Annotated in this window: 12 protein-coding genes; 7 read left to right on the plus strand and 5 right to left on the minus strand. The window is 64.2% G+C overall.

Annotated features, from left to right (window positions below; translation table 11 throughout):
- Positions 1-106: 106 nt before the first annotated feature.
- From ACLI1C_RS13715 to ureG, 7 genes are all read left to right on the plus strand, one after another.
- Positions 107-559 (plus strand): DUF4126 family protein, encoded by a 453-nt coding sequence (locus ACLI1C_RS13715; RefSeq protein ID WP_411397616.1) that lies wholly within the window; start codon positions 107-109, stop codon positions 557-559.
- A 94-nt stretch (positions 560-653) separates the two neighbouring features.
- On the plus strand, positions 654-1,037 hold the full coding sequence (locus ACLI1C_RS13720) for an MliC family protein (protein WP_411397618.1): 384 nt from the start codon (positions 654-656) through the stop codon (positions 1,035-1,037).
- Positions 1,038-1,047: 10 nt separating this feature from the next.
- Positions 1,048-1,635, plus strand: coding sequence for a hypothetical protein (locus ACLI1C_RS13725; protein WP_411397620.1), 588 nt, complete (start codon positions 1,048-1,050; stop codon positions 1,633-1,635).
- A gap of 27 nt (positions 1,636-1,662) precedes the next feature.
- A complete protein-coding gene (locus ACLI1C_RS13730) occupies positions 1,663-2,127 on the plus strand; it encodes an urease accessory protein UreE (RefSeq protein ID WP_411397622.1) in 465 nt (154 codons plus the stop codon).
- The gene (locus ACLI1C_RS13735; protein ID WP_411397624.1) at positions 2,124-2,786 is read left to right on the plus strand and encodes an urease accessory protein UreF; all 663 of its coding nucleotides are present in this window, start codon (positions 2,124-2,126) and stop codon (positions 2,784-2,786) included. The genes ACLI1C_RS13730 and ACLI1C_RS13735 overlap by 4 nt, the downstream gene beginning before the upstream one ends.
- Positions 2,783-3,214, plus strand: a complete 432-nt coding sequence (locus tag ACLI1C_RS13740) for a DUF3995 domain-containing protein (RefSeq protein ID WP_411397626.1) — start codon at positions 2,783-2,785, stop codon at positions 3,212-3,214. Before ACLI1C_RS13735 ends, ACLI1C_RS13740 begins: the two co-directional genes overlap by 4 nt.
- A gap of 138 nt (positions 3,215-3,352) precedes the next feature.
- The gene (gene ureG / locus ACLI1C_RS13745; protein WP_411397628.1) at positions 3,353-3,988 is read left to right on the plus strand and encodes an urease accessory protein UreG; all 636 of its coding nucleotides are present in this window, start codon (positions 3,353-3,355) and stop codon (positions 3,986-3,988) included.
- Positions 3,989-4,027: 39 nt separating this feature from the next.
- Here ureG and glgX read toward each other — a convergent pair whose 3' ends face one another.
- From glgX to glgB, 5 genes are read right to left on the minus strand one after another with little or no spacing between them, the layout of a single operon-like run.
- The gene (gene glgX / locus ACLI1C_RS13750) at positions 4,028-6,031 is read right to left on the minus strand and encodes a glycogen debranching protein GlgX (RefSeq protein ID WP_411397629.1); all 2,004 of its coding nucleotides are present in this window, start codon (positions 6,029-6,031) and stop codon (positions 4,028-4,030) included.
- A 13-nt stretch (positions 6,032-6,044) separates the two neighbouring features.
- Complete coding sequence (locus ACLI1C_RS13755; protein WP_411397630.1) at positions 6,045-7,679, minus strand: alpha-D-glucose phosphate-specific phosphoglucomutase; 1,635 nt, start codon at positions 7,677-7,679, stop codon at positions 6,045-6,047.
- Positions 7,660-9,120: a glycogen synthase GlgA gene (gene glgA / locus ACLI1C_RS13760; protein ID WP_411398337.1), complete on the minus strand. Its 1,461-nt coding sequence runs from the start codon at positions 9,118-9,120 to the stop codon at positions 7,660-7,662. The genes ACLI1C_RS13755 and glgA overlap by 20 nt, the downstream gene beginning before the upstream one ends.
- Positions 9,120-10,391 (minus strand): glucose-1-phosphate adenylyltransferase, encoded by a 1,272-nt coding sequence (gene glgC, locus ACLI1C_RS13765; RefSeq protein ID WP_411397631.1) that lies wholly within the window; start codon positions 10,389-10,391, stop codon positions 9,120-9,122. Before glgC ends, glgA begins: the two co-directional genes overlap by 1 nt.
- Before the next feature lie 54 nt (positions 10,392-10,445).
- Positions 10,446-12,647 (minus strand): 1,4-alpha-glucan branching protein GlgB, encoded by a 2,202-nt coding sequence (gene glgB / locus ACLI1C_RS13770; protein ID WP_411397633.1) that lies wholly within the window; start codon positions 12,645-12,647, stop codon positions 10,446-10,448.
- Positions 12,648-12,699 lie beyond the last annotated feature (52 nt).

The raw sequence follows: 12,699 nt of genomic DNA on the forward strand, positions 1-12,699 counted from the left end.
GGCGCCATTATTTGCCATCACCCTGTCTGATCGGCCTTGTTGGCCGATCACGGAAGCGTCAATACTGCATTGCGGTGTCGCTGCCGCAACAACAGGGGCAACCATCATGCTTTACCTTCTGGCTATACTGATCGGCGTCGTCGCGGGCCTGCGCGCTGCCACGCCCATCGCCGCGATCAGCTGGGCCGCCTGGCTCGGCTGGATCGATCTCAGCGCCACGCCCGCCGCCTTCCTGGGCAACATCATCGCCGTCATCATCGTCACCCTGCTCGCCATCGCCGAACTGGTGACCGACCAGCTCCCGGCCACCCCGAGCCGCAAAGTGCCCATGCAGTTCGGCACGCGCATCGTGCTGGGTGCCATTGCCGGCGCCCTGCTCATGCCGGCCGACTGGATCATCGGCGGCATTCTTGGCGCCGTCGGCGCGGTCATCGGCACCCTGCTCGGCGCAGAAGCCCGCGCCCGCCTGGCCAGGGCCCTCGGTCGTGACCTGCCCGCCGCGCTGATCGAGGATGCGGTGGCGATCGTCGCGGCCATCGTGATCGTCTATCTGGCCTGAATGGCGCACGGCCACTTGTGATGCGGCGGCATGCCCCGCATCATCGCCACTATTGCCGTCACACTGGCCGTGCCGACATCAAAGGATCCAAGCCATGAATCACCCCACTATCGGCGCGGCCATCGCCGCCCTGCTCCTCCTCTCCGCGCCAGCCGGCGCGGCCCAATCCTCCCTCCAGATCGAACTGGGCAGTGGCGGCGATTTCGAGCGCCGTATCGTATCCTATGACTGCGCAACCGAAGCGCCCCTCGTCGTGACCTATCTCAATGCCGCGCCAAACTTCCTCGCCCTCGTGCCGGTCGCGGGTGAAGTGGAGGAACTGGTCTTTGCCGCAGTCATTTCCGGCTCCGGCGTCCGCTACGCCGCCGGGCAGTGGATCTGGTGGAGCAAGGGCACTGACGCCAGCCTTTATGATGCAACGCTGGGCGAGGATGCGGAGCCCGTGCTGACCTGCACGGAAATCAACAACACCCCATAATCAGGCCACCATGGAACCACTGGGCACCGCTGAACTCTTCCCCCATGTCCGCATCGTCATGGGCATGGTCGTCGGCCTTGGCATCACCCGCCTGCTGATGACCGTGGCGGGCCTGATCCAGCACCCGCAGCGCCTGCGTCGGTCCTCCATCCACCTGCTGTGGATGTTCTCCATCCTGCTCGAACTCGTGCTGTTCTGGTGGTGGGAGTTCGCGCTGTTCCGGCTGGAACAGTGGAGCTTCGCCATCACGCTGTTCCTCATCGTCTATGCGGTCACCCTGTTCCTGCTGGCCGCCCTGCTGTCCCCGGACAACATCGCCGAATATGACGGCTACGAGGATTTCTTCCTCAAGCGCCGCCATTGGTTCTTTGGCCTCTTCGGCGCCACCTTCGTGCTCGACGCCATCGACACGATGATCAAGGGCGACGGCTACTGGACCCGTTTCGAGATCGATTATGCCATCCAGATTCCCTTCGGCCTGCTGCTCTGCGCCGTCGCCATCCGCTCGGCCGACCGCCGCGTCCATCTCGGCGCCGTGCTGCTGCATCTGGTCTATCAGACCTATTTGATCAGCCGGTTTTTCTATACGATACCCTGACCGACCACTGACAAGTTCCAGAGTTCCATGCTGCGTGTCGCCTCCATCCTGCCCCCGGATCACGGACAGGGCATTCCCTTCGATCTCGTCACCCTCGAACACGATGAGCGCCGCCTGCGCCGCAAGCTGCTGCGCCTCGTGCATGGCGACGAAATCATGGTGGACTTCCCCCAGACCATCACCCTCGAACACGGCAGCGCCCTGCAGCTCGAAGACGGCCGCCTCGTCGAAGTCATCGCCGCCGAGGAACTGCTCTATGAAATCCGCGGCCGCGACGTCGCCCATCTCGTCCGCCTCGCCTGGCATATCGGCAATCGCCACACCTCGGCGCAGCTCGAGGAAGATCGCATCCTGATCAAGCGCGACCACGTGCTGAAGACCATGCTGGAAGGCCTGGGCGCCAGCATCACCAATATTTCCGAGCCCTTCTTCGCCGAGCATGGCGCCTATCACAGCCATGGCGACGCCGGCCATGCCCTGCTGGCCCGATGAGCGCCAATGCCGACCTGCAGAAACTGCTGACCTGGCTGTCGCCGGCCTTCCCGGTCGGCGCCTTCGCCTGGTCGGCCGGCCTCGAAACCGCCATAGCCGCCGGCACGGTGCATGATCGCACGACCACCCAGGCCTGGGTCGAGGGCGTGCTCAATCATGGCAGCCTCCGCACCGACGCCATCCTGCTCGCCCATGCCCACCGCGCCGCACAGGAGCCCGCCGCCCTGCGCGATCTCGCCGATCTCTGCCTCGCCCTGACGCCCGCCCGCGAGCGGCACGACGAAACCACCATCACCGGCGCGGCCTTCGCGAGCGCCGCCAGGGCCTGGCCCACGCCCGTCCTGGCCCACCTGCCCGATCCCTGCCCCTATCCCATTGCTGTAGGCGCCATCGCCGCGGGCCACGCCATCGCCCTCGACGCCGCCTTGCTGGCCTGGCTAACCGCCGCCGCCCATAGCCAGGTCTCGGTCGCCGTGCGCCTGGTGCCGATCGGCCAGTCCGATGGCCTTTCCATCATGGCCGCCTTGGAGCCGGCCATAGCGTCCCTCGCCACGCTGTGCCAGCATGCCACACTGGACGATATTGGCGCGGTGGCCTACGCCGCCGATATTGCCCAGATGGCCCATGAAACCCTGACCACGAGAATTTTCCGCTCATGAGCATGCTCATCGCCGCATTCATGTTCGTCGCCCTGCTGTCCGTCTCGGTTGCCCACCTGTTGTGGTCGCTGGGCCAGACCTGGCCCATCCGTTCCGAAAAACTGCTGGCCCAGACCGTCGTGGGCTTTCGCGACATCGAGCGCATGCCCCCACGGCTGGCCTCCCTCGCCGTCTCCCTGGCGACGCTCGCCGCCGGCATCATCGCCCTGGCCCTCGCCGATCATGATGGCGGCGGGACTGCCCTGACCCTACTCGGCCTGCCGCTTGCCGCCGTTTTCCTCGCCCGCGGCGCCATCGGCTATACCGCATGGTGGGCCGACAAGACCCCCGAACCCAATTTCCGGCTCAACGACCGCCGCGTCTATTCCCCGCTCTGCCTGCTGCTCGGCGCCGGCTTTCTCGCACTCGTCATCATGAGGCTGCTATGAAATCGCGGAGACTGTGTTGCAGAATTCGCTCCTGCGAGTCGACTGGCGTGGTTTTCGAGAACCGGAGCGGAGCGTACTGTGAGTACGTGAGCACCGGAAGCGCAGAAAGCCGCGTCAGGCGGCCGTAGGAGTAGAATTATGCAACGCAGTCTGAATGGTCCATTGCGCATCGGCATCGGCGGCCCCGTCGGCTCCGGCAAGACCACGCTGTGCGAAATGCTGCTCAAGGCGATGCGCGACCGCTATTCCATGGCCGTGGTCACCAATGACATCTATACCCGCGAGGATGCGCTGATCCTGGCGCGGGTCCAGGCCATTTCGGAAGACCGCATTGTCGGCGTCGAGACCGGCGGCTGCCCGCATACCGCCATCCGCGAGGATGCCTCGCTCAACCTCGCCGCCATCGACGATCTCAACCGCAAGTTTCCCGATCTCGACATCATCCTGATCGAGAGCGGCGGCGACAACCTCGCCGCGACCTTCTCGCCCGATCTGGCGGACCTGACCATATATGTGATCTCCGTCGCCCAGGGCGAAAAGATCCCGCGCAAGGGCGGCCCGGCCATTTCCCGCTCGGATCTCCTGGTCATCACCCATACCGACCTGGCCCCCTATGTGGGCGCCAGTCTCGAGGTGATGGAAAGCGATACCCAGAAGGTGCGCGAAGGCCGGCCGTATATATTCACGGACCTGCTGCGCCGCGAGAGCCTCGACCAGATCATCGCCTATATCGAACGCGCCGGCGGCTTCGTCGACACCAGAGCCGCCGAATAGGCGCCCGAATGGGGAGAGGCGCAGCCCCTCCCCGCCTGCCTAGGCGGTCGGCCGGACCAGCGCGACGACGGAGCGCAGCGTCAACGTCGCGGTTCCTTCCGAAATCGCAACGCTGGCCAGATTGTCCGACTGGACGCCCACGACCCATTCGCCCTCTGGCAACCGCGCCACGACAGGCTCGGCACGGCGGTTGAACCAGACCAGCACCTCGTCATCCTTGTTGCGCAGATGCATGCCGAGCACCGAAGCTGTGGAGTCGCCCCAGTCGCCCTCATTCATCTCGCGCCCGTCCGGATGCAGCCACACCACGTCGCGCACGCCATTCTTTTCCTGACCGGTCAGGAAATGGTCATGCGTCAGCGCGGAGTGGGCCTTGCGGAACTTGTGCACCGCGGCGACGAAATCGACGAGTTCGCCATCGCCGTTTTCCCAGTCCAGCCAGGTGATTTCATTGTCCTGCGCATAGGCATTATTGTTACCCTGCTGGGTGCGGAACATCTCGTCGCCCTGCTGCAGCAGCGGCACGCCGCGCGACAGGAAAAGAGTGGCCAGCAGCGCCCGGACGTCGCGCTTGCGCGCCGCCTGGATGGCTTCGTCATCCGTCTCGCCCTCGGCACCGCAGTTCCACGAGGCATTGTGGTTGTGCCCGTCGCGATTGCCTTCGCCATTCGCCTCATTGTGCTTGTCGTGATAGCTGACGAGGTCACGCAGCGTGAAACCATCATGCACGGCGAGCATGTTGACGCCATGGCTGGGCTTGCGGCCGGCAAAGTTGAAGATTTCGGCCGAGCCGGCAATCTTGCCCGCCAGTGCACCGATTTTGCCGTTCTCACCGCGCCAGAATTCGCGAATTTCATCGCGATAGGTGTCGTTGTGTTCCTTGAATTCCTTGCCGAACTGGCCCAGCGCATAGCCGCCCGGACCCGGATCCCACGGCTCGGCCACCAGGATGCACTTGCTCAGCACCGGGTCGGCCTTGATCTTTTCCAGCATCACCGCATTGGGATTGAACCCCGGATCGCGCCCCAGCACAGTGGCCAGGTCGAAGCGGAAGCCCGAAACGCCCATCTCCTCGACCCAGTAGCGCAGGCTGTCGATCACCAGCCGCTGCGTGGCGGGGTGGTCGCAGCGCAGCGTATTGCCGGTGCCGGTATCGTTGACCAGGTGCTGCTTGCCGTCGACTTCGACGAACCGGTAATAGGTCCTGGCATCCAGCCCCATCAGGCTCAGCATCGGTCCCTGCGCATCGCTCTCGCCGGTGTGGTTGTAGACCACGTCCAGGATCACCGAGATGCCGTTCTTGCGATAGAGATCGGTCATGTTGCGCAGTTCATGCGGCCCGCGCGGCGCCAGCCGCGGGTCGACCGCCGAATAGGCCACCGGATTATAGCCCCAGGCATTGGTCAGCCCGAGTGCCGGCAGATGCCCCTCGTCGATCCAGGCCGCCGTCGGCATCAGCTGCAGCGTATCGACGCCGATATATTTGAGGTGGTCGATGACCCGCTGCGTGGTCAGCGCGGCAATGGTCCCCCGCAGCGGACCCTGCACGCTGGGGTGGCGCATGGTGTAGCCACGCACATTCATTTCATAGAACAGGCCCGGCCCCTTCTTGCGCGGCACGGCATTCTCTCCGCTGCCGGTGACCACGATGGCCTTGGGGATCAGCGGCGCGGTATCCACCGCCTCGCTGCGATCGAGCCGCAAGCGCGGCGAGCGCACGAATACCCGGTCCAGCCGCTTGGCATAGGGGTCGACCAGCAGCTTCATCGGATCGAAGAAATAGCCCTGGTCGGGTTCATACGGGCCATCGGCGCGCAGGCCATAGCGCGTGCCGGCGCCGAGCCCGGCGATCAGCCCGGCCCTGATATGGTCCTTGTGGACATCGAGTTCGAAGCGGTCCGTTTCATGGTCCTGCTCATCGAAGATCGACACCCAGATATTGGTGGCGCTCTCCGAATAGACCGCGAAATTGACCCCCTCTTCGGTCAGAGTGGCGCCGAGATGGTCGATACTGCCCCCGTTGGGGACAAGCATGGGTTTCATTGAATGTCCGATGCTAGGTGATGACGCTGGGTTCCTGGCGACCGGTGCGCTGCTTGATCCCGGCGAGCACGTCGGCCAGCTCGATGAGGGGTTCAAGGGCGGATTGGGTGTCGAGATCGTGTCGTCCATCGGCTGCCTCATAGCGCTCGAGATAGAGCCGCAACGTGGCGCCGACCGTGCCGGTTCCCGACAGTCGGAGGACTATTCGCGAACCGTCTGTGAACCCGATCCTGATCCCCTGTTTGGCGCTGGTCGAGCCATCCACCGGGTCGTGATAGGTAAAGTCGTCGGCATAGGCGACCTGCAGGTCGTCGCCCAGGATTTTGCCTGGCAAGCCGGGCAATTGCGCCCGCAGATCGTCCACCAGCTTGCCGGCAATGGCGGCATCGACCTCTTCATAGTCGTGCCGCGTATAATAGTTGCGCCCATAGGTCGCCCAGTGCGCGCGCACGATCTCGTCGACGCTCTGCTTGCGGGCGGCGATGATGTTGAGCCAGAGCAGCACGGCCCACAGGCCATCCTTCTCGCGCACATGGTCCGAACCCGTACCCGCGCTCTCTTCGCCGCAGATGGTGACCCGTCCGGCGTCGAGCAGGTTGCCGAAGAATTTCCAGCCCGTAGGCGTCTCGTGCATCTCGATGCCGAGCTTTTCCGCCACCCGGTCGGCCGCCGCGCTGGTCGGCATGGAGCGCGCAATGCCGGCAATGCCCGCCTTGTAGCCCGGCGCCAGATGCGCATTGGCCGCCAGCAGTGCCAGCGAATCCGATGGGGTCACGAAGCGGTTCTTGCCGATGATCAGGTTGCGGTCGCCGTCGCCGTCTGACGCCGCCCCGAAGTCGGGGCCTTCCGGCGTCATCAGCAGGTCGTGCATCTCCTTGCAATAGACCAGGTTGGGATCGGGATGGCCGCCGCCGAAGTCGGGCGATGGCGTACCGTTGATCACCGTCCCCTTGGGGGCGCCAAGCCTGTCTTCCAGAATGGCATGGGCATAGGGGCCGGTTACGGCATTCATGGCGTCGAACGTCATCCGGAAGCCCGACGCAAACATCGCGCGGATCGCCCCGAAGTCGAACAGCGTCTCCATCAGCGCGGCATAGTCGATCACCGGGTCGATTACCTCGACCGTCATGTCGCCCACGGCCTGCGTGCCGATCCGCTCCAGGTCGATATCGGCAGTATCCGTGGTCTTGTAGCTGTCGATCACCTTGCTGCGGGCATAGACCGCATCGGTGATCTTCTCCGGCGCGGGTCCGCCATTGGAGATATTGTACTTGATGCCGAAATCGCCATCCGGGCCGCCCGGATTGTGGCTGGCCGACAGCACCAGCCCGCCAAAGGCCTTGTAGTGCCGGATCACATGGCTGGCCGCAGGCGTCGACAGGATCCCGCCACGCCCCACCAGTACCCGGCCAAAGCCATTGGCCGCCGCAATGCGGATGGCTTTCTGGATGGCCACGTCATTGTAGAAGCGCCCGTCCCCGCCCATCACCAGCGTCTGCCCGGCAAAGCCCTCGAGGCTGTCGAAGATCGCCTGGATGTAGTTCTCGACATAGTTGGGCTGCTGATAGACGGTCACCCGCTTGCGCAGGCCCGACGTGCCCGGCTTCTGGTCGGCATAGGGGGTGGTGTTAATTGTCTGGATCGTCATTGGTCTTGAGCCCGCTAATGGTGGCGTAGAGGTCGGCATAGCGCGCCGCGCTGGTCTCCCAGGAGACTTCCGACTTCATTCCCCGCCGCTGAATCTTCTTCCAGAGTTTCTCGTCGGCAAAAAGGCGCACCGTCTTGCGGATCGCCTCGTAGAGCGCATGCGCGCTGTTGGGGTCGAACACGATGCCCGTTGCCACTTCGGCCGCGATGGCGGCCGGGTTGGCGTCGATCACCGTATCGGCAAGCCCGCCGATCCGGCTGACCACCGGCACGCAGCCATAGCGCAGCCCGTAAAGCTGGGTCAGCCCGCAGGGCTCGAAGCGCGATGGTATGAGGATGGCATCGCACCCGCCTTGCATCAGGTGGCTCAGGCCCTCGTCATAGCCGGTGACGATCCCCACCTTGCCCTTGTGGCGCTGCATGGCGCGGCGGAACCCGTCTTCGAGATAGGCTTCGCCCGATCCCAGCACCGCCAGCCGTCCGCCAAGGTCGACCAGGCCATCGACCGCCTGCAGCAGCAGGTCCATGCCCTTTTGGTCGGTCAGCCGGCTGATCACGCAGAACAGCGGTCCATCCGTGCCATCCAGCTCGAACTTGTCCACCACGGCCTGCTTGTTGGCCTGGCGGCCCTGGATGGTGTTGGCGGTGAAGCTGCGCACCAGCGCGCCGTCGGTCGCCGGGTTCCAGGCATCGGTGTCGATGCCGTTGAGAATGCCCACCAGCGTGTCGGCTCGGCCGTTCAGCAGCCCCTCAAGCCCCATGCCGAAGTTCGGCGTGCGGATTTCGTCGGCATAGTTGGGGCTGACCGTGGTGACATAGTCGGCACATTCCATGCCCGACTTGAGGTAGGAAATGCCGCCATGATACTCCACCCCGCCCACCCCGAAGGCATGCGGCGGCAGGCGCAGCTGGCTGAAGATTTCAGGGCCGAAAAAGCCCTTGAAGGCGATGTTGTGAATGGTCATCACCGTCTTCACATTCATGCTCGGGCCGAACTTGATATAGGCCGGCGCCAGCCCAGCCTGCCAGTCATGCGCGTGGATGACCTGGGGGTGATAGCCGTCGACCAGGCCCAGGCCCAGCTCCGCCGCGACCCAGCCCAGCGCCGCAAAGCGCTTCCAGTTGTCCGGCCAGTCCCAGCCATCGGGCCCCACATAGGGGTTGCCCGGCCGGTCGTAGAGCGCCGGCGCATCGATGACGATGACGTCGATCCCCTCGACCCGCGCGGCGATCAGCTTGGCCGGCACGCCGAACAGGTCGTCCAGTTCCTTGACGACCCGGCCGCCGCTCAGCTTGGCCATGACGGCCGGATAGCCGGGCACCAGCGTGCGCATGGTCACCCCATGGCTGCCCAGCGCCCCGGGCAAGGCGCCCGCCACGTCGGCGAGCCCCCCAGTCTTGATCAGCGGATAGACCTCGGACGCAACCGAGAGAACTTCAATCATCGCCCAGCCAGATATTTGTTGATCATCGCCTGGGTGATGAGCGTCACGCCGTCATCGGTGCGTCGGAACCACTTGGCGTCGAATTCGGGATCCTCGCCCACCACCAGTCCCTCGGGAATGTTGACGCCGCGGTCGATCACCACCTTGGTCAGCCGCGCATTCCGCCCGATATCGCAATAGGGCAGCACCACCGCCTCGTTGAGCATCGAATAGGAATGCACGCGCGAACCGGTCGACAGCAGCGTCCGCTGCAGGTGCCCGCCCGAGACGATACAGTCGCCCGAAACCAGCGAATTGACCGCCGAGCCGCGGCGCCCGTCGAAGTCATGCACGAACTTGGCCGGCGGGGTGATTTCCGCATAGGTCCAGATCGGCCAGTCGCGATCGTAGAGATCGAGCTGCGGCTCGATATCGGTCAGGTCGATCGAGGCCTTCCAATAGGCGTCGATCGTGCCGACGTCGCGCCAATAGGCCACGTCTTCCTTGCTCGAGCGCACGCAGGACCGCGTGAAGCGATGCGCCCAGGCCGTGCCGTTCTTGACGATATAGGGGATGATATCCTTGCCGAAATCGCGGCTGGAGCCTTCCGTCGCCGCGTCGCGCCGCAGCTGTTCCATCAGGAACCGCGTCTCGAACACATAGATGCCCATCGAGGCCAGCGCCGTATCGGGCCGGTCGGGAATGCTGGGCGGATCCTTCGGCTTTTCGATGAAATCGACCACGCGGTCGCGCCCGTCCACATGCATCACGCCAAAGCCTGTGGCTTCCATGCGCGGCACTTCCAGGCACCCGATGGTCACATCGGCTCCCGTGTCCACATGCTGGCGCAGCATGATTTCGTAGTCCATCTTGTAGATATGGTCGCCCGCCAGGATGACGATATAGCGCGCGCCGTAATCCTCGATGATGTCCATATTCTGGTACACGGCGTCGGCCGTGCCGGCATACCACATGTCCTCGGCCACCCGCTGGCTGGCCGGCAGCACGTCGAAGCTTTCGTTGCGCTCGGGCCGCAGGAAGTTCCAGCCGCGCGACAGGTGCCGGATCAGGCTATGCGCCTGATACTGCGTCGCCACCGAAATGCGGCGGATGCCCGAATTGATCGCGTTGGAGAGAGCAAAGTCAATAATGCGCGACTTGCCGCCGAAATACACAGCCGGCTTGGCGCGCCGGTCCGTCAGTTCCATCAGGCGCGTGCCGCGTCCACCTGCCAGCACATAGGCCATGGCCTCGCGGGCCAGCGGCGATGGTACTCTATAGTCTGCCATTCTCTTCTAACCCTCCACTACTGCCCGTTTTCCGGGACTATGCATCCATCCGGCTCACGCCGGTTCGTACTTGAGAAACAGCGTCGATAGCGGCGGCAGGTAGATTTCCGCCTCTGCCGGCCAATGCTCACCCTCGACGGCATAAGCCTCGACCGCGCCCTGGTTGCCGGTATTGGAGCCCGCATACCAACCGGCATCGGTATTAATGCGTTCCACCCATTTGCCGGCCAGCGGCATCGGTATCTTGTAGCCGCTGCGTGGCACTGGCGTGAAATTGGACACCACCAGGATCGGGTCGCTCCCCGGCGCCTTGCGCAGCCAGGCAAAGACCGAATTGGCGTGGTCGTTGCCGATCACCCATTCGAACCCGTCCGGCTCGTTGTCGCGCTCGTGCAGCGCCGGCAACTGCCGGTAGGCCACGTTGAGGTCCGCCACCAGCCGCCGCATGCCTTCATGCATGCCCGCATCGAGCAGGTACCAGTCGAGCGACTTGCCGTCGGCCCACTCCTCCCGCTGCGCAAATTCCTGCCCCATGAACAGCAGCTTCTTGCCCGGATGCCCCCACATGAAGGCGAGATAGGCCCGCAGGTTGGCGAACTTCTGCCAGTCGTCACCCGGCATCTTTTCCAGCAGCGATTTCTTGCCATGCACCACTTCGTCATGGCTGAGCGGCAGCACGAAATTCTCGCTGAACGCATAGACCATGCCGAAGGTCATGTCGTTGTGGTGGAATTTGCGGTGCACCGCCTCGCGGCTCATGAAGCGCAAGGTGTCGTTCATGAAACCCATGTTCCACTTGAACCCGAAGCCCAGCCCGCCGGTAAAGGTGGGGTGGCTGACGCCCGGCCAAGACGTGGATTCCTCGGCGATCATGAACGTGCCCGGATGCAGCCGATAGGTTTCCGTGTTCACCCGCTTGATGAATTCGACGGCTTCCAGGTTCTGGTTGCCCCCGAACTTGTTGGGCACCCATTCGCCATGCTGGCGCGAGTAATCGAGGTAGAGCATCGAGGCCACCGCATCGACGCGCAGCCCGTCGATATGGAATTTCTCGAGCCAGTAGAGGGCGTTGTTGAGCAGGAACGCCACCACTTCCTTGCGCCCAAAATTGTAGATCGCGGTGTTCCAGTCCGGGTGGTAGCCCTGCCGCGGATCGGCATGCTCATAGAGCGCCGTGCCGTCGAAATTGGCCAGGCCATGCGCATCGGTCGGAAAATGCGCCGGCACCCAGTCGAGGATGATGCCCAGCCCCGCCTCATGCGCCGCATTGACGAAGCGCGCAAACGCCGCCGGGTCGCCATGCCGCGCGGTCGGCGCATACATGCCGGTGGGCTGGTAGCCCCAGCTGGGATCGAACGGATGCTCGCTGATCGGCATCAGCTCGATATGGGTGTAGCCCATATCCGCCGCATAGGGCACCAGCTGCTCGGCAAGCTGGTCATAGCTCAGGAATCCGCCATCCGGCCGCCGCCGCCAGCTGCCCAGATGCACCTCGTAGATCGACATCGGCGTGCGGCGCCAGTCACGCGTCGCCCGCTCTTCGAGATATCGGCTGTCCGTCCAGGTGAATTCGGTCGGGTCGGGCACCACCGAGGCGGTCCGCGGCCGCATTTCGGACTGCCGCGCAAACGGATCGGCCTTGAGGGGCAGCACCACTCCGTCCGGTCCCACGATTTCATACTTGTAGAGCGTCCCCGTCCCCAGCACGGGAATGAACACTTCCCAGATACCGGTCTCCAGGCGATTGCGCATCGGGTTGCGCCGTCCGTCCCATTCGTTGAACGGCCCCACCACGCTGACGCGCTGCGCATTGGGCGCCCACACCGCAAAATGCGTGCCGTGGATGCCCTCGAATTCCATCTCATGGGCGCCGAGCTTGTCGAACAGCCGCAGATGGCTGCCTTCGCCGATATAGAAATCGTCCATCGGCCCCAGCACCGGCCCGAAGGAATAGGGGTCATAGACGTCCCATTCCCCGCCGGCATTGCTGGCATGGTAGCGGATCGGCTGGCGGCCTTTGAGCGCCACCTTGCCTTCGAAGAACCCGCCGGCATGGCGCGGGATCAGATGTCCCAGCTCGGTCCCGTCCAGCCCGAACGCCGCCAGCGTTTCGGCATGCGGGATGAATGCGCGCAGCACCCACTGCCCGTTGACCTCATGCAGGCCGAGCAGCGCAAACGGGTTGTGGTGGCGACCATTGATGATCGCGTCCACGTCCTTTGAATCGGCTTGCCAGTCTTCCTTGGTCACACGCACGTCCCCCCGGAGGCAAAAACCGGCTCATTGCCGGCCCGCCTGAACCACACAT

Origin of the sequence: Devosia sp. XGJD_8 (assembly GCF_046614475.1) — a bacterium.
Classification (GTDB): domain Bacteria; phylum Pseudomonadota; class Alphaproteobacteria; order Rhizobiales; family Devosiaceae; genus Devosia.